Here is a 19,453-nt window from a genome sequence, read left to right as displayed (position 1 = left end):
GATTAGCGTTCAAGTCGCCGAAGACGACGGAGGGAGGCCGTCCTTTGTCATGCAGCGCCCTGGCCCCATCACGACGGAGGACGTGACGGCCGACGGTCCGACCGTCGTCCTGAGCGCGACCGGCATTTCCAAGCGGTTCGGCGGCATCACCGCGCTGTCCGATGTCAGCCTGGACCTCAGGCCGGGCGAGGTGCATGCGCTGATGGGCGAGAACGGCGCCGGCAAGTCGACACTGATGAAGATACTCTCGGGCGTCTATACCGACTACGAAGGCACTGTCGCCATCGACGGCCAGGCGGTCCGTTTCTCCGGTGTGCGCGACGCCGAGGACGCCGGCATCGCTATCATCCATCAGGAGCTCAACCTCGTCCCCGAGCTCAGCGTCGCCGACAACATCTTCCTCGGCCGCGAGAAGCTGATCGCCGGGCTGGTGGTGGACCGCAAGGCGAGCAGCCGCGCGGCAAAAGCGCTGTTGCAGCGTCTCGGCATCGAGCTCGATCCGGAAGCGCGCGTCGGCCGGCTCAGGGTCGGCGAGCAGCAGCTGGTGGAGATCGCCAAGGCGCTGTCGAAATCGGCGCGCATCCTGATCATGGACGAACCCACCTCGGCGCTGTCACCGGCCGAGTGCGAGCGACTGTTCCGCATCATCCGTCAGCTCGCGGCAAGCGGCGTCGCCATCGTCTACATCTCGCACCGCATCGACGAGGTCGTGCATCTGGCAAGCCGGGTGACGGTGCTGCGCGACGGGCGTCACGTGCTGACCAACGATATGGCGGCGCTGAACGAAGACGCCATCATCTCGGCCATGGTCGGCCGCGATCTTATGGCGTCCTCCGATCATCAGCGCGGTCCGGGCGGCAACGCTGTGCTCGCGGTCAGGGACTTGTCGCTGTCGAAGCCCGACCGGCATGGCTGGCGCAGCGTGATCGAGGGCGTGAGCTTCGATCTTTCGGCGGGCGAAATCCTCGGCATAGGCGGGCTGCTGGGTTCCGGCCGCACCGAAATCCTGGAAGCGATCTTCGGCTCCGGCGGCGGCCGTACCGGCGGCGAGATCAAGCTCGGCGGCGCGCCGGTCGAGATCGGCTCGCCGCGCGAGGCGCGCCGGCTGGGCATCGCTTTGGTCACCGAGGACCGCAAGACGCAAGGCCTGCATCTCACGGCCTCGATCACCGACAATGTCGCGCTGCCGCTGGTCGGCGCGCTGGCCCGCTTCGGCCTGCGCTCGCGCTCGGGCGAGCAAGGCCTTGCGCGCGAGGCGGTGAGCGCGCTCGGCATACGCTGCGAAAGCATCGAGCAGGCCGCCGGCACGCTGTCGGGCGGCAACCAGCAGAAGGTGGTGATCGGCAAGTGGCTGGCGACGCGGCCGCGCGTGCTCCTGCTCGACGAGCCGACGCGCGGCATCGATGTCGGCGCCAAGCGCGAGATCTACGACCTCGTCTTCAAGCTCGCCGGCGACGGTCTGGCGATCGCCGTGATCAGCTCGGAACTCCCCGAGCTCCTGCATCTGGCCGACCGCATCCTGGTCATGGCGGAGGGCCGCCAGCGCGGCATCCTGCCCCGCGCTGAGGCCAGCGAGGAGGCGATCATGCGGCTTGCCGCCCCTAGAAGGACCGCGAGACCTGCCGCATGAACCTCATCAGCCTTGTCTCCCGCACCAAGCTTTACTGGGGGCTGATCGCCATCTTCCTGATCGGCGTCTTCGGCTCGCCTATCAGCTCCAAGGGCAACAACATCTTCCTGTCCTACGGCAATCTGCTCGACGTGCTGCGCCAGGTGTCGACCACCGGCCTCATCGCCACCGGGATGACGGCGGTGATCCTGACCGGCGGCATCGATCTTTCCGTCGGCTCGCTGATGGCAATCTGCTCGGTCGTCTGCGCCATGCTGCTCACCGTGCCGGGCATCACGCCGTCGGCGGCGCTTGGCGTGCCGACGACCGCGCTGGTGGCTCTCAGCCTCGGCGCGCTCGCCACCCGCTTCATCCTGCTCAACATCGAGAAATCGCGCGCCGGCGGGGACGCCGGGCGCGACGCGCGGCTGGACACGACGCGCGGGCTGGTCATCCCGGGCGTCGTCGGCGTGGTGCTGTGCGCGCTTTCGCTGTGGTATCTCTTGCCCCAGGTCGAGACCAAGTTCGGCGTGCTGGGCGTGCTGTTGGTGGCGCCTTGCGTCGGCCTGCTGTTCGGCACCATCAACGGCTTCATCATCGTCGCCGGGCGGCTGCAGCCATTTATCGTGACGCTGGCGATGATGGTGACGGCGCTCGGCATCGCCAGGCTGACCGCCGGCCAGAACAATGCGGTGCTGCCGGTCTATACCGGCTCCAACGCCACGGAAGAGTTCGAGATCCTGCGCTCGCTGGTGTTCGGCGTCGTGCCGATGCCAGGCCTGTTCTTCCTCGGCGCGGTCGTGATCTACGGCGCGGTGCTGCGCTTCACGCCCTTTGGCCGCTATGTCTACGCCATCGGCGGCAATGAGGAGGCGGCGCGGCTTTCCGGCATCGCGGCGGGACGCGTCAAGATCGCCACCTATGCGGTGTCCGGCTTGCTCGCCGGCATCGCGGCGGTGCTCTACGTGGCGCAATACCGGCAAGGCAAGCCGGATGCCGGCGCGGGGCTGGAGCTCGACGCCATCGCCGCCGTGGTTATCGGCGGCACCAGCCTGATGGGCGGGCGAGGCAGCCTGATCGGCACCTTCTGCGGCGTGCTGATCTTCGGACTGCTGTCCAACATCCTGCAGCTGCACAACATCAATTCGAACCTTCAGCTGGTGCTGAAGGGGGCGATCATCATCGGCACGGTGCTCGTTCAGGAGCGCAACGCTGGCGACATCTTAAGCTATCTGCGCCTGCCCGGCGGACGGGCGGCGCAAAAGGAAACGGCCGCGGCCAAGCGGCCGTCACAGGAGACGCCGTCTCTATAATCCGGAGGAAACAGGACCATGAAACGACGTGAAATGCTGAAGCTCGCCACTTTCGCGGCGGCACTTCTGACGACCACCGCAATTCTGTCCGGCAGCCATGCCTTTGCCCAGGACAAGAAGTGGAAGATCGGCTTCTCGCAGGTGACGACCATCGAACCCTGGCGCGCCCAATTCAACAAGGACATCATCGCCGAGGCCGCCAAGCATCCGGAAGTCGAGCTGATCATCACCGACGGCGAGGACAAGACCGAGAAGCAGGTCGCCGACGTCGAGAACCTGATCCGCCAGGAGGTCGACGCGCTGCTGGTGTCGCCGAAGGAATCGGCCGGCCTCACCGGCGTCGTGCAACAGGCGATCGACGCCAAGATCCCGGTCTTCGTGCTCGACCGCAACGTCGACACCAAGGACTACACGCAGTTCGTCGGCGGCGACAACAAGCTGATCGGCCGGGCTGCCGGCGAATATGCCGTCGAGCTTCTGGGCGGCAAGGGCAAGGCCGCCGGCAACGTCGTCGAGATCTGGGGCGGCATGGGCACGCAGCCGGCGCATGACCGCCATGACGGCTTCCATGAATTCACCGACAAGGAGCCGGGCATCAAGTATCTGCTCGATCAGCAGTCGGGCGACTGGAAGCAGGACCAGGCCTACAACATCATGGCCAACGCGCTGAAGACCAACGAGAAGATCGACCTCGTCTACGGCCACAACGATCCGATGGCCTATGGCGCCTATCTCGCGGCCAAGGATGTCGGGCGCGAGAAGGACATCAAGTTCATCGGCATCGACGGCCTGCCCAACGAAGGCGTGCAGATGGTGAACAAGGGCGAGCTGACCGCGACCTTCACCTATGTCACGCCGGGCGCCGAGGGCCTGCGCCAGGCGATCAAGTTCCTGAACGGCGAGAAGGTCGAGAAGACCATCACGCTGCCGACGGAAAGGATCACCAAGGAGAACGCCGCCAAGATCCTCAAGGACAACGGGCTCTAAGTCCGGAGCCCTGCCGGGCCACGCGCCCGGCAGGGTTTAGCCCGAGGGCGAGGCTCTCCCCATTCCTTGCCGCCGGATGCGCGTAGCGTCGCCGAGACGCCGATTTTCCGGCCTTTCGCGACCGAAAGTCACGCCCGCCGAGGCGAGCGTTACCCTCACCGGATGACGGCTCGAGGCACCGCCAGCGGCGTCACGTCCAAAAAAGCCAGTCTGAACAATACGATAGCGCGGGCTCGCGCCGAGCGCGCCGCAACGCGCGGCGGATCGCTGCCAAAGCCTTGCCGAGACAATGAACAGCTTGCGCAGAATGCTTGCGCCCCGTATCGGCTGTTCTTATATACGCCCCAGCCGTCCCGGCCCCCGAAAACCGGTGACCATGACGGGATTTCTTGTGAACAGGGGCTTTCGTCGGAACGCCTTTTGAAGGGTCCTGAGAGCCTGCTTAGAGGAGAGACTAGAACAATGGCAAAAGTTATCGGTATCGATCTCGGCACCACCAATTCCTGCATCGCCATCATGGATGGCAAGGACCCCAAGGTGATCGAGAATGCTGAGGGCGCGCGCACGACGCCTTCCATCGTCGCCATCTCGAATGACGGCGAACGCCTCGTTGGCCAGCCGGCCAAGCGCCAGGCGGTCACCAATCCTGAAAACACCATCTTCGCGGTCAAGCGCCTGATCGGCCGCCGCTATGACGACCCGGTGACGGAGAAGGACAAGAAGCTTGTCCCCTACAAGATCGTCAAGGGCGACAATGGCGACGCCTGGGTCGAGGCCGGCGGCAAGAAGCAGTCGCCCAGCCAGATCTCGGCCATGATCCTGCAGAAGATGAAGGAGACGGCGGAAGCCTATCTCGGCGAGAAGGTCGAGAAGGCGGTCATCACCGTTCCGGCCTATTTCAACGACGCCCAGCGCCAGGCGACCAAGGACGCCGGCAGGATCGCCGGCCTTGAGGTGCTGCGCATCATCAACGAGCCGACGGCCGCAGCCCTTGCCTACGGCCTGGAGAAGAAGGACGGAAAGACCATCGCCGTCTATGACCTTGGCGGCGGCACCTTCGATATTTCCGTGCTCGAAATCGGCGACGGCGTGTTCGAGGTGAAGTCGACCAATGGCGACACCTTCCTCGGCGGCGAGGATTTCGACATGCGGCTCGTCGAATATCTGGCGGCCGAGTTCAAGAAGGAACAGGGCATCGACCTCAAGGCCGACAAGCTGGCGCTGCAGCGTCTGAAGGAAGCGGCCGAGAAGGCCAAGATCGAGCTGTCGTCGACGACGCAGACCGAGATCAACCTTCCCTTCATCACCGCCGACGCCACCGGCCCGAAGCACCTGACGATGAAGCTCACCCGGGCGAAGTTCGAGCAGCTGGTCGACGACCTCGTCCAGCGCACGATCGAGCCCTGCAAGGCGGCGCTCAAGGATGCTGGCCTGAAGGCTGCCGAGATCGACGAAGTGGTGCTGGTCGGCGGCATGACCCGCATGCCCAAGATCCAGGAGATCGTGAAGCAGTTCTTCGGCAAGGAGCCGCACAAGGGCGTCAATCCGGATGAGGTCGTTGCGCTCGGCGCCGCCATCCAGGCCGGCGTGCTGCAGGGCGACGTCAAGGACGTGCTGTTGCTCGATGTGACGCCGCTGTCGCTGGGCATCGAGACGCTGGGTGGCGTGTTCACCCGACTGATCGAGCGCAACACGACGATCCCGACCAAGAAGAGCCAGACCTTCTCGACCGCCGAGGATTCTCAGTCGGCGGTGACGATCCGCGTCTTCCAGGGCGAGCGCGAAATGGCGGCGGACAACAAGCTGCTTGGCCAGTTCGACCTGGTCGGCATCCCGCCGGCGCCGCGCGGCGTGCCGCAGATCGAGGTCACCTTCGACATCGACGCCAACGGCATCGTCAACGTTTCGGCCAAGGACAAGGGCACCGGCAAGGAGCACCAGATCCGCATCCAGGCTTCGGGCGGCCTGTCCGACGCCGACATCGAGAAGATGGTGAAGGACGCCGAGGCCAATGCCGACGCCGACAAGAAGCGCCGTGCTCTCGTCGAGGCCCGCAACCAGGCCGAGGCGCTGGTGCATTCGTCCGAGAAGTCGCTGAAGGATTATGGCGACAAGGTCTCGGATGCTGATCGCACCGCGATCTCCGATGCCATCGCCGCGCTGAAGACCGCGGCCGAAGGCGACGATCCGGCCGATATCGAGGCCAAGTCGCAGTCGCTCGCCGAAGTGTCGATGAAGCTCGGCCAGGCCATGTACGAGGCCTCGCAGAAGGAAGCGGCCGAAGCCGACGCCAAGGCGGATGCCGCCAAGGATTCGGACGTGGTCGACGCCGACTTCGAGGAAATCGACGAAGACGACGACAAGAAGAAGTCGGCTTGAGCCGGCTGACGGCGATTAAGTGCAAAAGCCCGGCGCAAAGCCGGGCTTTTTTGCAACCTTCGTTGAAAAAGTACGGGCCTGCTTGAAAAAGTGACGGAAAAAACCGGAGCTAGCCTGCTTGGTACTAGCATCCGGGAAACATCGCTCCTAAATCCAAGGCCATGCCGGCAAACGTCGCCAACAATGCTTGAAGACATTGAGCATCCGGACAGCGGGAAAAAATGAAAGCTGATTTCTACGAAACGCTGGGCGTGCAAAAAGGCGCCGACGAAAAGGAACTCAAGAGCGCTTTTCGCAAGCTCGCCATGCAGTTCCATCCCGACCGCAACCCCGGCGACCATGCCTGCGAGCACAAGTTCAAGGAAATCAACGAAGCCTACGAGACGCTGAAGGACCCGCAGAAGCGCGCCGCCTATGACCGCTTCGGCCACGCCGCTTTCGAGGGCGGCATGAACGGCGCCGCGCACGGCTTCGGCGCCGGCGGTTTCGCGGACATCTTCGAGGATATTTTCGGCGACATGATGGGTGGCCGCCAGCGCCGCTCGTCGGGCGGCCGCGAACGCGGCGCCGACCTGCGCTACAACATGGAAATCACGCTGGAAGAGGCCTTTTCCGGCAAGACCGCGCAGATCCACGTGCCGGCTTCCATTTCCTGCTCGGAATGCTCCGGCAGCGGCGCCAAGCCCGGCACGCAGCCGGTGACCTGCTCGATGTGCCACGGCCACGGCAAGGTGCGCGCCACGCAAGGCTTCTTCTCGATCGAGCGCACCTGCCCGCAATGCCAGGGCCGCGGCCAGACGATCAAGGACCCTTGCCCGAAATGCGCTGGACAGGGCCGCGTCACCGAGGAGCGCTCGCTGTCGGTCAACATCCCGGCCGGCATCGAGGACGGCACCCGCATCCGGCTTGCCAATGAGGGCGAGGCGGGCTTGCGCGGCGGACCGTCCGGCGACCTTTACATCTTCCTGGCGGTGAAGCCGCACGAATTCTTCCAGCGCGACGGCGCCGACCTTTATTGCAAGGTGCCGATCTCGATGACGACGGCCGCCCTTGGCGGCTCCTTCGAGGTCACCACGCTCGACGGCACGCAGACCAAGGTGAAAGTGCCGGAAGGCACGCAGAACGGCCGCCAGTTCCGCCTCAAGGGCAAGGGCATGCCGGTGCTGCGCCAGCCCAATGTCGGCGACCTCTACATCCAGACGGCGGTCGAGACGCCGCAGAATCTTTCGCGCCGCCAGCGCGAATTGCTGGAAGAGTTCGAGCAGCTCTCCTCAAAGGACAATTCGCCTCAGTCGAGCGGCTTCTTCGCCCGCATGAAGGACTTTTTCGAGTCGTTCGGCGAAAACTGATCGTCACGCGCCGCATTGCGCACGGCCTGGGAGGGCGATCCGCTTCCCAAGCGTCATCAACATCTTATGCCAGCTTGACGCCTTGCCTTGTCCCACCCACCTGCTAAGTAGCGGATCGGGGGGCGAGCATTGAGGAGAGCTCTGATGGCACGTAGTCCCGGATTGCGCAAAGCGCTGGCGGAAAAATTCGACGACGAGCTGAAGTTCTTCAAAGGCTGGATCGACAAGCCGAAAACGGTCGGCTCGATCGTCCCCACCAGTTCCGTCACCGCCCGCAAGATGGCCTCGATCGTCAATCCGAGATCTGGCCTGCCCGTGCTTGAAGTGGGGCCAGGCACCGGCGTCATCACCCGCGCCATCCTCGCCCTGGGCGTGAAGCCGGAAAATCTCTACGCGGTCGAATATTCGACCGACTTCGTGCGGCATCTGCGCGGGCTCTATCCCGGCGTCAACGTGATCGAGGGCGACGCCTTCAATCTAAATGCCACGCTCGGCGAGAAGCGCGACATGGTGTTCGATTCGGTCGTCTCCGGCGTGCCGCTGCTCAATTTCCCGGTCGCCCAGCGCATCGCCTATATCGAAAGCCTGCTCGACCGCATTCCCGCCGGACGGCCGATCGTGCAGCTGACCTACGGCCCGCTGTCGCCGATCCCGGCGGGGCGCGGCGACTACACCGTCGAGCATTTCGATTTCATCTTCCGCAACATCCCGCCGACGCAGCTGTGGATCTATCGCCGCGCGGCGCATTAGGGTTAAGGGAGTAGGGGAGAAAGGCAGTAGGGAAATAGGGAATGAACGTTCAGTTTCCGCACTATCCCTACTGCCCTATTCCCTTACTCCCCTACTCCCTTAGCGAAGCAGGCCCATGGCAGTGATCCCACGAATCCTCGTCTTCGCCGGCTCGGTCCGGACCGGCGCCTATAGCGGCCGGACCGCCGATGTGGCGCAGAAGGAATTGGCCGTGCAGGGCGCGGAAGTGACGCGCATCTCGCTTGGCGACTATCCGCTGCCGATCATGGACGAGGACCTGGAAAAGGAAAAAGGCATCCCCGAGAACGCGCTCAGGCTCGGGCGTCAGATCGCCATGCATGATGGACTTTTGATCGCGACGCCCGAATATAACGGCTCGATCCCGCCATTGCTGAAGAACGCGATCGACTGGGTGAGCCGGATACGGCGTGAGGGCAGCCGCACCTTCAGGCCGCTTGCCGGCAAGCCGGTCGGGCTCTGCTCGTCGTCGGAGGGCAAATTCGCCGGCATACGCTGCATCAACCATCTGCGCGCGGTGCTGGTGCGCTGCCAGATGGAGGTGATCACGCCGGAATGCTCGGTCTCCGAGGCCGACGAAGCCTTCGCCGAGGACGGACAATTCAGGGACGCCAGACTACACCAATCGATGGAGCGCCTATGCCGTACACTGATGGAAACCTCGCGCATGCTGTCGACCCGGATCGAGGCGTGATCAATTTCGCGGAGGCAGACACGATGCGGGACCGTTTGATCGTCGGGCTCGACCTGCCGACGCTGAGCGAGGCCGAGAAAGCGGTGCGCGAGCTCGAAGGCGCCGTTTCCTTCTACAAGATCGGCTACCAGCTGGCCTTCGCCGGCGGACTGGACTTCGCGCGGGAGCTCGCCAGCGGCGGCACCAAAGTGTTCCTCGACATGAAGCTGCTCGACATCGACAACACCGTGGCCAAGGGCGTGGAGAACATCGTCAAAATGGGTGTCTCGATGCTGACGCTGCATGCCTATCCCAAAACGATGAGAGCGGCTGTCGAGGCGGCCAAAGGCAGCGATCTGTGCCTGCTTGGTGTGACGGTGCTGACCTCGATGGACGAGCAGGACATGATCGACGCCGGCTATGAATACGACCCGCACACGCTGGTGCTCAGGCGCTCCGAACAGGCGCTGCATGCCGGCATGGGCGGCATCGTCTGCTCGGCGGAAGAGGCCGAAGCGGTGCGCCGCATCGTCGGCCCCGACCTGGCGGTGGTGACGCCGGGCATCCGCCCGTCGGGCAGCGACCATGGCGACCAGAAACGCGTGGTGACGCCGGCGCAGGCGATCCGCAACGGCGCCAGCCATCTCGTCGTCGGCCGGCCGATCGTCAAGGCGCCGGACCGCCGCGCCGCGGCTGAGGCGATAATCGCCGAGATGCAGTCGGCCTGAGGACCGGTTCTGAAACTCTACTCCGGCGGTCATCTGGCGGCGTTTTCTGCGCTTCCGGTACTCACGTACTTTAAGTACGCTCCGCTCCGGTTCTCGAAAAAACCACCAGCTGCCTCACCGGAGCGACTTTCGGAACCGGTCCTCGCTCCGTGCGCGCAAACAGGAGGAACGCAATGCCCAAGGGATATTGGATCGCTCGCGTCGATGTGCGCGACGCCGAGGGATACAAGGATTATGTCGCCGCCGCGAAGCTCGCCTTCGATCGCTTCGGCGCGAAATTCCTGGCGCGCGGCGGCGAGCATGAAAAGGCCGAAGGGCCGGGCCGCGCCCGCAACGTCATCATCGAGTTCGAATCGCTGGCCGTGGCGCATGACTGCTACCACTCGCCGGAATACCAGCGCGCCGCCGCCATTCGCCAGAAAGTGGCCGACGGCGAGATCGTGCTGGTCGAGGGCGTTTAGCGAAAGAGCCTATTGGCCGCCGTCTCGGCCATCGCATCCGCGAGGCTCATGCCCCATTCCCTGCGGCAATAGTCGCGAAAATCGAAGCAAGGCAGGCCGGGGCAGACCTCGAATTCGATGAGATGGACGGTGTCGTCGGCCTCGACCCTAAAGTCGACGGAAAAGACATCTTTCAGGCCGAGACCGCTTATCAGTTTTTGCGCGATGGCGCGGATTTTTCGATCCGCCGCCGGCTGGCTGGCGCCGACAGCCTCCAGCTCCGGCTCGACATAGGTGCCCGCATCCTTCGCGGCCTGGCCGGTGTCGCCATAAAGCGCCATCGAGTCGGCCATGGTCTGGAAGTCGCCGCCGGAATCGACGAAGAAGATGCCAAGCGCTTCGACGCCGGTTTCGGGCTTCAGCCCAAGGAAGCTCGCGCGCACATTGCGGCCGGCGACATAGGGCTGGACGACGACGTCGTCGCGGTAATGGGAAAAGACGCGCCGGCTAAGGTCCAGCGCATGGCCGAGGTCGGCAATGCGCGAATCCGGCCAGATGCCGATCTTGGCGCCGAGCCGGTTCGGCTTGACGAACCAGCCCTTGGGCGAGGCCGGCGGCTCGACCAGCCATTCGCCGTTGCGGGCAAGGCCGGCTTGCGGCACCGGCAGGCCGAGCGCGCAGAGCACGGCGCCGCAGCGGAACTTGTCCTGGCAGAGCGCGAACAGCGAATCGTCGGCGCCGATGGTGCGCAGGCCATTGAGGCGGGCGAGCGCCGGTGAAGCGCCGCCACGGAAATAGGCAATGCCGTCGGTCAGCGTCCAGACCAGCGTTGTTGCGGGATCGGCCTTTGCCAGAACCGGCGCCGCGTCGTCGAGCTCGACAGGCTTGAAAGCGAGACCGCGCTTCTCGCAGGCGGCGGCGAGCAAGTCGAATTCGGGCGCAAGGTCGGTCGACTGCGCCAGATAGGACGAAATTTCCAGGACACGATCCGCCGGGTATCCGTCGGCGGACAGGCGGTCGAGGCAGGCCTTTTCCGGCTCGTAGACGAGGATGAGGGTCGGCTGCGGCATCGAATGCTCCGGGCGAAATCAGGCGCTACCATCGCATGGCCGCAGCGGCCGGCTTGCGGGAAACCGACCGGCCTAAAGGCGATTGCCTGATACTGTTCAACCGTCTTATGCGATCAGCACGCGTGGCTCGAAGCGGCCGTTGACCGGGATATCGAGCAGGAAGGTCATGCCGGCTTGCGGATCGAGAGCGCGCTGTTTTTCGTCCTTGCCGCTCCAGGCCGAGGTCACGGCGAGGCGATCGGCTTTCGCGCCGACAAAGGCGGGGCAGGAAGCCTGCGTCACCGGCATGGCGATCTCGCGCAGCAGCGTGCCGTCCGGCGCATAGGCCTTCACCGCCTTGCCGCCCCAGACGGCGTTCCACAGAACCCCGTCGCGGTCGACGACCGAACCGTCGATATAGCCTTTCGAGGAGCGATGATCGACGAACACCTTCACTTCGCCGGCCGGCAGGCCGGTCGCCGGATCGCAGGCGACGCGCATCAGCAGCCCGGTCGCTGTGTCGGTGTAGTAGGCAATCGTGCCGTCCTGGGAAAAACAGATCGAGTTCGAGACGGTGATGCCGGAAAACAGCCGGCGCAATTCGCCCTTGAAGAACCAGTAGATCGAGCCCGCGCCCTTCTCCTCGCCCTTGCCCATCGTGCCGGTCCACAGCGCGCCGCAGGGATGGACGCGGGAATCGTTGGATCGCGTCACCGGATTGTCGGCCTCGATCGGCGTGTGCAGCGTCAGCCTGCCGGTTTTCACGTCGCGGACCTGCAGGCCGATCTCGGTGGCGATGAGCTGGCGATCGGCGTCGATGACGGCGATGGCGCTGGCCATGACGCCGAGGTCATGCACCTTCAGCGCGCCGGCGAGCGGCTTTTCCAGAAGCTTGCCGTTGACGATGTCGAACCAGAACAGCGTGTCGGTGGCGGGATCGTAGCTCGGGCCTTCGCCGAGCTCGCAGATGTGGTCGGAAAAAACCGAAACGCCGTCCATTGTCATCCTCCGAAAGCTTCATCCCAGGCGGCGACCGCGGCGCTGGCGCGCCGCGCCACGTCCTCAACCGTCGCGCCCGGCTTGTAGAGACTGGATCCAAGACCGAAGACGCTGACGCCGACCGCCTTGTAGCCGGCAAAATCCTTGTCGGAGACGCCGCCGACCGCGCCGATCAGCGTCGCTGCCGGCAGCACGGCGCGGATCGCCGCGATGCCGCTCGCTCCAAGTACGCTCGCCGGGAAGAATTTCAGCGCCGAGGCGCCGAGCCGGATCGCCTGGAAGGCTTCCGTGGGCGTGAACACGCCAGGCATCGTCACCATGCCGTGCTGCATGGCGCGGCCCATGACCTCGGCATCGATGTTGGGGCTGACCAGCAGGCGACCGCCAGCCTTGTGCAAGGCGTCGACGTGCGCCGCCGTCAGCACCGTGCCGGCGCCGATCAGCGCGGTTTGCGGCAGCGCCTTGACCAGATCGGCGATGGAGACGAACGGCTCCGGCGAATTGAGCGGCACTTCGATTGCCTCGATGCCGGCGTCATGGATCGCCTTGCCGATCGCCACCGCCTCGGACGGCTTCAGGCCGCGCAGGATGGCGACAAGGCCGCGCCTGAGCTTCGGGAAGGGTGCGGTCTGGCTCATCAAGCGCCTCCAATCATGCCGTTCTCGCGCGCGGCCTCGACAAGGCCGGCGCGCACCGCTTCATCGGCGTCGACGGTGCGGAAGGCAAGGCCGGCAAAACCAAGGGCGGAACCGTAGAGCGTAGCCAGCGCGCCCGAGGCGACCAGCACCACCAGCGCTTCGCCGGCGCCATAGCGGCGCCTCGCCGAGGCGATCTCGCCGCCGATCAAAAGTCCGGACAGGCATGCCGCCGCGTCGGCGGGCTTCAAATCCTGCAGAAGCCCGGCGGCGCGGATGGCGAACAGCTTCGAGGTCACGTCGCCGCCCTCGCCCAGGGCCCGCTCGCACCATTGCCGGAAGAACGGGCTGTCGGCGGCGACCGGAGCGGGATGCTCGCCCAGCGAATGTTTCAGGATCGAGTGCGTAGCCAAGACGGAAAACAATTCGCCGGTCGGCCAGGTGCCGAAACCTTCGACGGTACCGTCCTGGACCGAAACCCATTTTGAATGGGTGCCCGGCATGCAGACGAGATGGCGCCCCTTTGCCGGCAAACCGGCGCCGGCAAGCTGGGTTTCCTCGCCGCGCATGACATCCGGCGCGTCGGCCAGGCGCTGCGCGAGGCCGGGCACGATGCGGATGTCGCGGCGCGAGCCCTCGATGCGGGCGGCGCCGCGCAAGATCGCGCCGATCGGCGCCGGCACGGTGACATAAGGCGCCTCGATCCAGCCCTGCCGCGAGCCGGCCATCCCGCAGATGACGACCGGCAGCGTGTCCGGCGCGCCCATGGCGTTGAGATGGCCTTCCAGCACCTTGGCAAAACCTTTTTCGCGGGCGGTGATCAGCCCGTCGTCGCCGCGCCGCTCGGCAAGCACCTTGCCGGTATTGTCGAGCAGCCAGGCCCGCAGCCTGGTCGTGCCCCAGTCGAGCGCAGCAACCGCCGGTGCCGAACTCACAGGAAGCCTCCGTCGACGATCAGCATCTGGGCGGTCAGCATGCGCGAGGCGTCCGACGCCAGGAACAGCACCGTGCCCACCATGTCGTCGGGCTGCATGACGTCCTTGATGCATTGCTTGGCGATATGGGCGGCGAGCCCGTCATCCGTGACCCAGAGCTCGCGCTGGCGCTCGGTGATGACCCAGCCTGGCGCCACCGCGTTGATGCGGATGCGGTCGGCGCCGAGCTTACCCGCAAGGCCTTTGGTCAGGCCGAGTATGCCTGCCTTGGCCGCTGTGTAGGCCGGCATGTCGGGATGGTTGATCAGATAGGAGGTGGAGGTGAAGTTGATGATCGAGCCGCCGCCGGCGCGTTTCATGCCGGGCGCCACCGCCTGGGCAGTGAAGAAATGCGGCCGCAGGTTGATGGCGAGATTGTTGTCCCAGAACTCGACGGTGACGTCTTCCACGGCGTGGCGGTCGTCGAGCGCGCCGTTGTTGACCAAAACGGTGACATCGCCATGCGCTTCAGCCGCCTTGGCCGCGGCGGCGCGCAGCGCCGCGATGTCGCGCAGGTCGGCCTTGAGATAGAGCGGGCGGCGGCCCAGCTCCTTCTCCAGCCGGTCGGCCAGGGCCGTGCTTGGGCTCTCGGCGATGTCGATGAAGGCGACTTTAGCGTTCTGCCGCATGAAACCTTCGGTCAGCGCCGCGCCGATGCCGGAGCCGCCGCCGGTGATCAGCACCGAGGCGCCGTCGAGGTCGGCGAACCGCGCCGATGGCATCATGATTTCTTCTCCCTTTGGCCGGCGCGCATCCTAGCCACGCCGGGCCGGGGAGCAAGGGCGAAAAGGCGGATTCGGCAGCTTATGTCCGACAAATGAGCTCTGCACCCCCGTCCCCCGGAAGCTGCTCAAGGTTTGTTGAGATTCAGGTCAGGCCGAGTCGGAGTCGAAGACGGGCGCGAAGCGACCAAACTGGGTGGGTTCCGAGAACCGGAGCGGAGCGTACTTAAAGTACGTGAGCACCGGAAGCGCAGGAAGCCGACATTAGCAGGCCGGCCTCACCTGAATATCAACAGACCTTGTCAGATTGCCTTGGCATGCAGCGCGCCGCGATAGGAATCGCGCAGATAGCCGAGCGTGGCGTCGGCATCGGCCGGCTTGCCGAACAGATAGCCCTGGCCGCCGGCGCAGCCGAACTGGACGAGGCGGTCGGCCTGCGCCTCGTCCTCGATGCCTTCGGCGACGACATCCATGCCGAGCCCCTCGCACATGGCCAGGATCGCTCGGATGATGTGCTCCGAGGGCCGGTCGTCGAGAATGGAGGAGACGAAGGCGCGGTCGATCTTGAGCTTATCGAAATGGAACTCGCGCAGGCGGCCGAGCGAGGACTGGCCGGTGCCGAAATCGTCGAGCGAGACGCGGATGCCGACGCGGCGCAGGTCCTCGACGATCTTCTCGGCCGAGGCCGGATCGTTCATCAGGCCGGTCTCGGTGATCTCGATCTCCAGGCGGCGCGGGTCGAAGCCGGTGCGCTCGAGGATGGCCAGGATATGCAGGCCGGTGTTCTGGTCGACAAGCTGCGAGGGCGACAGGTTGAAGGACAGGAACAGATCCTTGGGCCAGCTGCGCGCCGCTTCCGTCGCCTTGCGCAGCACCAGCTGCGACAGCGGACCGATGATGCCGCGTTCTTCGGCGATCGGGATGAAGACGGATGGCGGCACGACGCCGAGGTCGCGGTCGGTCCAGCGCGCCAGGGTCTCGAAGCCGATGGTGCGGCGGCTGTTCAAATCGACGATGGGCTGGAAATGCGGCTCCACCTCGCCGGCCGAGACGGCGCGGCGCAGCGCCTGCTCGATGCGGGTAACGCGCTTGGCCGCCTCCTCCATCTCGCGCGTGTAGACGACGACGCGGCCGCGGCCCGAGCGCTTGGCGTGATAAAGCGCGGTCTCGGCCTTGTTGATCAGGATCTCGGTGGTCTCGTCGCCGGAATAGAAGAGCGAGCAGCCGACCGAGGCCGAGAGCCTCGCGGTGCGCTCGCCGACGTCATAGGGCGCCGACAATATCTCGATCAGCATGCGCGACTTCTCGGCCGCCTGCTCCTCGGAGAACACCATCGGGTAGAGATAGGCGAACTCGTCGGCGCCGATTCGGCAGACGGTGGAATAGCCATCCATCGAGGCGCGCAGGCGCATCGCCACTTGGATCAGGATGTCGTCGCCGGCCTTGTGGCCGAACAGGTCGTTGATCGGCTTGAAGCCGTCGAGGTCGAGGATGCCGACGGTGAAAGGCGCGGGATCGTCGGCGCGGTCGCTGATCAGGCGATCGACCTTGTCGAAGAAGCGACGATGGTTGCCGAGCCCGGTCAACGAATCCGTGAAGGCCAGATCCGTGTTTTCCTTGCCTGGCTGACCGGTGCCAAACGTCGTTTGCATCATGTCCCTGTTCTGATGTCGGTATTTCTCATCAGACTGGCACCAAAGCGTTTAGGAAAAGTATCGGAAAATCGATTTTCCTTCGTCCAGGAGTTGCTTGCGCCGCCGGCAACGGTTCAGCCTTGGACAAGGACTTCCGATCCGCTCCAAAATATTCTTTCATTCGAAACTTCTAATATAGATGTCGAATACTCTTTCCAGGTTCGCTTCCGGCCGTGCGATCGCGCGCGCCGCTCGCGCTTCCTTTAACCGGCTTGCCTGACGCGATAGAGCTCGATCGGGCTGCCCTTGGTCCCGCTGACGGGCTCGAGCCAGTCGGGCACGCTGCCGCGCAGCAGCCCGGCCAGGAAGCCCTGCGGCGCCTTTTGGGTCAGGGTCCGGCTCTCGCCATTGCCGGGGCAGATGGCGACGAGGCCGACACGATGCGCCTCGACGATCCGCCGCGCGTCATCGGCCGAGCCGAGAAAGGCGTCCAGCGCCAGGAGATTGCCGGCGACGTTGCGGTGATAGGGGCCAGCGAAGACCTTGTGGCCGCTATAGACGAGGATCGGCGCGCCGAGATTGGAGATCGCAAGCACGGTCGTGCCGGTCATGCCGCCAAGCGGCGCGAAGGTGGCCTTCTTCTGGCAGGCCTTGTCCGTCGCGCCGCGGTCGGCGACAGCCGGTCCTTTTTCGAACGCCACCGAGGCGGCGGCGGCAACGCCGGTCCAGACCGGGTTGATCGAGACCAGCCAGACGGCCGCAAGGCGCAGCGCCACGCCGGGCGAAGAGCCGGCCTCCGCCCGCGCCCGCCATTTCGCGATCCAGGCCGACAGCGGAATGACCGCGAAGGCGATCGAGAAGGTGGTGCCGCGCAGCTGCCAGGCGCCGACCACGAAGGAGACGGCGAGCAGCGCCGCGACGAGGCCGTCCTGCCGCGGCCAGCCGCCGCGCCGCAAAGGCAGCGCCATCAGGATGAGCGCTACCAGCGGCGTCGCATAACGCGCCGCAACGCGCGCCGGATCATGGACGAGCAGGGTGAACAGCGACTGGGCCTCGTCGATATGGTCGAGCCACAGTTCCTTGAGGCGTGGTTCGAGATTGGCATAGGGGGCTGAGAGGCATTGCGGGAACAGAGCCGTCACGACCACGCCGAGGACGAGGCCCAGCGCGGCAAGCGACGCCAGCCCGCGCTGCCGGCTGCCGGCTGTGGCCCGGATAGAGGCGATCGCCGCCAGCCCGACGCCGGCGATGGCCGCGACGACGAACTGCGCGACGGAGAAGGCATCGCACTCAGCCACGTCCCAGGCGGAGGGCGGGATGGTGGTGGCGAAGACAAGCGCCGCGACGCCGGCGAAGCCGAGGCCAAAATCGCGGGCGATTGTCCGCTCGCCGCTCGGATCGGCGACGAACAGCAGCGACACGCAGACGCCGATGGTGGCGACGTAAGGCACGGTTTCCATGCCGACGGCGAGCGTCAGCGCCGCGCAGAGGCCGGACAACAGCGCGGCCCAGCGCCAGGCAGGCGCCTCGAGCAGCAAAGCGAGGCTCGCCATGGTGAGCATCAGCTGGACGTTGTGGTGATCGAGCGCGCCGGGGTCATAAATGCCGAGAAAATAATAGCCGGCGCCGCCGACCAGGATGGCGGGCAGCACCGCGCCGGCGCCGCCGAAGCTGCGCGCGGCGCGAGCGGTGAAGAACAGGGTCGACCAGAAGAGCAGCGCCGGCCACAGCACCTGCGCCACGTCCTCGGCAAGCGGCCTGCTGCCGGTCAGCGCCGAGGCGGCAAGCACGATCGCGGCGATCGGCGCATCCACCAGCCTGGACCAGTGCATGACGAAGCCCCCTTCCAACCCCATGCGATACTGGTGCAGGTCGAACCAGCCCTGACCGGCAAGCAGGTCGCGGACCTCGACGAGGCGCAGCAGATTGTCGTTGTCGCCGCCGGCAGCAGTCAGTTGGCCAAAGCCGGCCCACGCATCGGCGGCGAGCGCGAGCAGGGTGACAAGCAGCGCCAGCACGAGGTCGGATTTCCACGCGGCGGCGCCGTTCTCGGCTGTGCCCATTGCCGTGACCTTTGACGGGAGAGGATCGGTTTAAACCTAGCCTTAACCGCTTCAATAAATAGTAAAACGGCTCGACGGGACCGGCATCAGGCCGGCCGGAGGCTGGTCGGGCGTCCGGAGACAGACATGCCGCATGCAGTCCGCCACGAGCCGGTCATCGCCGTGCTCCTGCCTTGCTACAATGAGGAGCTCACGATCGGCGAGGTCGTGCGGCGCTTCCGCGAGACCCTGCCGTCGGCCGCGGTCTATGTCTACGACAACAATTCCAAGGACCTCACGGCGCTGAAGGCCCGAGCAGCCGGCGCCATCGTCGTGCGCGAGCCGCGCCAGGGCAAGGGCAATGTGGTGCGGCGCATGTTCGCCGACATTGATGCCGACATCTATGTGATGGCCGACGGCGACGGCACCTATGCGCCGGAAGACTCGCCGCAGCTGATCAACGTGCTGCAGACCGAGCGCTCGGACATGGTGGTGGGCACCAGGCGCGGCGTGACCGACGATGCCGGCCGCAACGGCCACGCCTTCGGCAACCACATCTTCAACCGGCTCTACAAAGGCCTGTTCGGGACCGATTTCACCGACATCTTCTCCGGCTACCGGGTATTTTCGCGCCGCTTCGTCAAAAGCTTCCCGGCGGTGTCCGGCGGCTTCGAGATCGAGACCGAGATGTCGGTGCATGCGTCTCAGCTCAAGCTGCCGGTGAGCGAGATGGCGCTCGATTACGGCCGCCGCCCGGAGGGCTCGTCGTCGAAACTGTCGACCTTCCGCGACGGCGCCAGGATCCTGTGGATGTTCGCCATGCTGGTGAAGGAGACGCAGCCGCTGCGCTTCTTCGGCACCTTCGCGCTGTTCTTCCTGGCGGCCAGCATCGGCCTGATGATCCCGGTGGTCATCGAATTCGCCGAGACGGGTCTCGTGCCGCGGATGCCGACCTGGGTGCTGTCGATCGGCATGCTGCTTCTGGCCATGCTGTCGATGATGACCGGGCTGATCCTCGATTCGGTATCGCGCGGCCGCGCCGAGCAGAAGCGCATCTTCTATCTGTCGATTTCCTCAGGCCGGGCAGAGCGCGGGGTACCGGCGCAGGCATTGCCCAAGGGCGAAGCTGGCAAGGCTTCGCGGGCAGCCTAG

17 protein-coding genes are annotated in these 19,453 nt (G+C 65.4%); 10 read left to right on the top strand and 7 right to left on the bottom strand.

What is annotated here, in order from left to right:
- Positions 1–49: 49 nt before the first annotated feature.
- From EJ068_RS15730 to EJ068_RS15690, 9 genes are all read left to right on the top strand, one after another.
- The gene (locus EJ068_RS15730) at positions 50–1,630 is read left to right on the top strand and encodes a sugar ABC transporter ATP-binding protein (protein WP_127251061.1); all 1,581 of its coding nucleotides are present in this window, start codon (positions 50–52) and stop codon (positions 1,628–1,630) included.
- Positions 1,627–2,922 (top strand): ABC transporter permease, encoded by a 1,296-nt coding sequence (locus EJ068_RS15725; protein ID WP_127251060.1) that lies wholly within the window; start codon positions 1,627–1,629, stop codon positions 2,920–2,922. The genes EJ068_RS15730 and EJ068_RS15725 overlap by 4 nt, the downstream gene beginning before the upstream one ends.
- Before the next feature lie 18 nt (positions 2,923–2,940).
- A complete protein-coding gene (locus EJ068_RS15720) occupies positions 2,941–3,909 on the top strand; it encodes a substrate-binding domain-containing protein (protein ID WP_127251059.1) in 969 nt (322 codons plus the stop codon).
- Between the two features lie 462 nt (positions 3,910–4,371).
- Positions 4,372–6,288, top strand: coding sequence for a molecular chaperone DnaK (gene dnaK, locus EJ068_RS15715; protein ID WP_126080143.1), 1,917 nt, complete (start codon positions 4,372–4,374; stop codon positions 6,286–6,288).
- A 221-nt stretch (positions 6,289–6,509) separates the two neighbouring features.
- Positions 6,510–7,637 carry a molecular chaperone DnaJ gene (gene dnaJ, locus EJ068_RS15710; RefSeq protein ID WP_042647343.1) on the top strand — a complete coding sequence of 376 codons (1,128 nt, stop codon included), beginning with the start codon at positions 6,510–6,512 and terminating at the stop codon, positions 7,635–7,637.
- Between the two features lie 144 nt (positions 7,638–7,781).
- Positions 7,782–8,387 (top strand): phospholipid N-methyltransferase PmtA, encoded by a 606-nt coding sequence (pmtA, locus tag EJ068_RS15705; RefSeq protein ID WP_128315277.1) that lies wholly within the window; start codon positions 7,782–7,784, stop codon positions 8,385–8,387.
- Between the two features lie 115 nt (positions 8,388–8,502).
- Complete coding sequence (locus EJ068_RS15700) at positions 8,503–9,099, top strand: NADPH-dependent FMN reductase (protein WP_127251057.1); 597 nt, start codon at positions 8,503–8,505, stop codon at positions 9,097–9,099.
- 23 nt (positions 9,100–9,122) lie between these two features.
- On the top strand, positions 9,123–9,806 hold the full coding sequence (pyrF, locus tag EJ068_RS15695; protein ID WP_245463434.1) for an orotidine-5'-phosphate decarboxylase: 684 nt from the start codon (positions 9,123–9,125) through the stop codon (positions 9,804–9,806).
- 173 nt (positions 9,807–9,979) lie between these two features.
- Complete coding sequence (locus EJ068_RS15690) at positions 9,980–10,267, top strand: DUF1330 domain-containing protein (protein WP_095769448.1); 288 nt, start codon at positions 9,980–9,982, stop codon at positions 10,265–10,267.
- On the opposite strand, the gene EJ068_RS15685 is transcribed toward EJ068_RS15690, so the two are convergent.
- The 7 genes from EJ068_RS15685 to EJ068_RS15655 all read right to left on the bottom strand — a co-directional run bounded on the left by EJ068_RS15685 (position 10,264) and on the right by EJ068_RS15655 (position 18,322).
- Positions 10,264–11,316 carry a D-alanine:D-lactate ligase-like protein gene (locus EJ068_RS15685; protein ID WP_127386225.1) on the bottom strand — a complete coding sequence of 351 codons (1,053 nt, stop codon included), beginning with the start codon at positions 11,314–11,316 and terminating at the stop codon, positions 10,264–10,266. The two genes, EJ068_RS15690 and EJ068_RS15685, sit on opposite strands and share 4 nt — an antisense overlap.
- A gap of 105 nt (positions 11,317–11,421) precedes the next feature.
- Complete coding sequence (locus EJ068_RS15680; protein WP_127252530.1) at positions 11,422–12,300, bottom strand: SMP-30/gluconolactonase/LRE family protein; 879 nt, start codon at positions 12,298–12,300, stop codon at positions 11,422–11,424.
- Entirely contained in the window at positions 12,297–12,932 is a 636-nt protein-coding gene (locus EJ068_RS15675) for a 2-dehydro-3-deoxy-6-phosphogalactonate aldolase (protein WP_127252531.1), read from the bottom strand. Before EJ068_RS15675 ends, EJ068_RS15680 begins: the two co-directional genes overlap by 4 nt.
- Complete coding sequence (locus tag EJ068_RS15670; protein ID WP_245463433.1) at positions 12,932–13,864, bottom strand: 2-dehydro-3-deoxygalactonokinase; 933 nt, start codon at positions 13,862–13,864, stop codon at positions 12,932–12,934. The genes EJ068_RS15675 and EJ068_RS15670 overlap by 1 nt, the downstream gene beginning before the upstream one ends.
- Positions 13,861–14,628, bottom strand: a complete 768-nt coding sequence (locus EJ068_RS15665) for an SDR family oxidoreductase (RefSeq protein ID WP_127252533.1) — start codon at positions 14,626–14,628, stop codon at positions 13,861–13,863. The genes EJ068_RS15670 and EJ068_RS15665 overlap by 4 nt, the downstream gene beginning before the upstream one ends.
- A gap of 299 nt (positions 14,629–14,927) precedes the next feature.
- Positions 14,928–16,277, bottom strand: coding sequence for an EAL domain-containing protein (locus EJ068_RS15660; RefSeq protein WP_126083626.1), 1,350 nt, complete (start codon positions 16,275–16,277; stop codon positions 14,928–14,930).
- 245 nt (positions 16,278–16,522) lie between these two features.
- Positions 16,523–18,322: a GtrA family protein gene (locus EJ068_RS15655; RefSeq protein ID WP_127252534.1), complete on the bottom strand. Its 1,800-nt coding sequence runs from the start codon at positions 18,320–18,322 to the stop codon at positions 16,523–16,525.
- Between the two features lie 126 nt (positions 18,323–18,448).
- Between EJ068_RS15655 and EJ068_RS15650 the strand changes: the two genes are divergently transcribed.
- Entirely contained in the window at positions 18,449–19,453 is a 1,005-nt protein-coding gene (locus EJ068_RS15650) for a glycosyltransferase (protein WP_127252535.1), read from the top strand.

Origin of the sequence: Mesorhizobium sp. M2A.F.Ca.ET.043.02.1.1 (genome assembly GCF_003952405.1) — a bacterium.
Classification (GTDB): Bacteria; Pseudomonadota; Alphaproteobacteria; order Rhizobiales; family Rhizobiaceae; genus Mesorhizobium.
This window is presented reverse-complemented; position numbering and strand designations above follow the sequence as displayed.

What these genes read in the sequence shown, in the direction of transcription:
- EJ068_RS15685 (WP_127386225.1), bottom strand. Translation starts at nt 11,316, where the DNA reads ATGCCGCAGCCGACCCTCATCCTCGTCTACGAGCCGGAAAAGGCCTGC.
- dnaK (WP_126080143.1), top strand. Translation starts at nt 4,372, where the DNA reads ATGGCAAAAGTTATCGGTATCGATCTCGGCACCACCAATTCCTGCATC.
- pyrF (WP_245463434.1), top strand. Translation starts at nt 9,123, where the DNA reads ATGCGGGACCGTTTGATCGTCGGGCTCGACCTGCCGACGCTGAGCGAG.
- EJ068_RS15690 (WP_095769448.1), top strand. Translation starts at nt 9,980, where the DNA reads ATGCCCAAGGGATATTGGATCGCTCGCGTCGATGTGCGCGACGCCGAG.
- EJ068_RS15680 (WP_127252530.1), bottom strand. Translation starts at nt 12,300, where the DNA reads ATGACAATGGACGGCGTTTCGGTTTTTTCCGACCACATCTGCGAGCTC.
- pmtA (WP_128315277.1), top strand. Translation starts at nt 7,782, where the DNA reads ATGGCACGTAGTCCCGGATTGCGCAAAGCGCTGGCGGAAAAATTCGAC.
- EJ068_RS15655 (WP_127252534.1), bottom strand. Translation starts at nt 18,322, where the DNA reads ATGGGCACAGCCGAGAACGGCGCCGCCGCGTGGAAATCCGACCTCGTG.
- EJ068_RS15675 (WP_127252531.1), bottom strand. Translation starts at nt 12,932, where the DNA reads ATGAGCCAGACCGCACCCTTCCCGAAGCTCAGGCGCGGCCTTGTCGCC.
- EJ068_RS15720 (WP_127251059.1), top strand. Translation starts at nt 2,941, where the DNA reads ATGAAACGACGTGAAATGCTGAAGCTCGCCACTTTCGCGGCGGCACTT.
- EJ068_RS15725 (WP_127251060.1), top strand. Translation starts at nt 1,627, where the DNA reads ATGAACCTCATCAGCCTTGTCTCCCGCACCAAGCTTTACTGGGGGCTG.
- EJ068_RS15730 (WP_127251061.1), top strand. Translation starts at nt 50, where the DNA reads ATGCAGCGCCCTGGCCCCATCACGACGGAGGACGTGACGGCCGACGGT.
- EJ068_RS15650 (WP_127252535.1), top strand. Translation starts at nt 18,449, where the DNA reads ATGCCGCATGCAGTCCGCCACGAGCCGGTCATCGCCGTGCTCCTGCCT.
- EJ068_RS15700 (WP_127251057.1), top strand. Translation starts at nt 8,503, where the DNA reads ATGGCAGTGATCCCACGAATCCTCGTCTTCGCCGGCTCGGTCCGGACC.
- dnaJ (WP_042647343.1), top strand. Translation starts at nt 6,510, where the DNA reads ATGAAAGCTGATTTCTACGAAACGCTGGGCGTGCAAAAAGGCGCCGAC.
- EJ068_RS15665 (WP_127252533.1), bottom strand. Translation starts at nt 14,628, where the DNA reads ATGATGCCATCGGCGCGGTTCGCCGACCTCGACGGCGCCTCGGTGCTG.
- EJ068_RS15660 (WP_126083626.1), bottom strand. Translation starts at nt 16,277, where the DNA reads ATGCAAACGACGTTTGGCACCGGTCAGCCAGGCAAGGAAAACACGGAT.